We start from the raw sequence: 223 nt of genomic DNA, 5'->3' as shown, positions 1-223 counted from the left end.
CTTTCGGGTCACTTCCGGTGCGTTCTGATACTCGGCCAGAACTGCGGTGAAGCGGCTGGCTTCACCCTCGGCTTCGTTGACGACCTGCGCCCGGTAGGCTTCGGCCTGTTCGAGAAGCTGTGCAGCCTCACCCCGCGCGCCCGCGAGCACCCGGTTGGCATAGGCATCCGCCTGCCGTTCGAGACGGTCGCGTTCCTGCTCGGCGGCCTGCACTTCGCGGAAC

The 223-nt window shown here is 66.8% G+C and carries 1 pseudogene; it reads right to left on the bottom strand.

Annotation, left to right across the window (positions count from 1 at the left end):
* Positions 1-223, bottom strand: a pseudogene (locus E0702_RS18735) (FtsH protease activity modulator HflK); the annotation flags it as partial.

This window comes from Halomonas marinisediminis, from assembly GCF_004347715.1.
In the GTDB taxonomy this organism is placed as follows: domain Bacteria; phylum Pseudomonadota; class Gammaproteobacteria; order Pseudomonadales; family Halomonadaceae; genus Halomonas; species Halomonas icarae.
The sequence above is the reverse complement of the archived record's forward strand: the minus strand, read 5'-3'. Positions and strand labels throughout refer to the sequence as shown.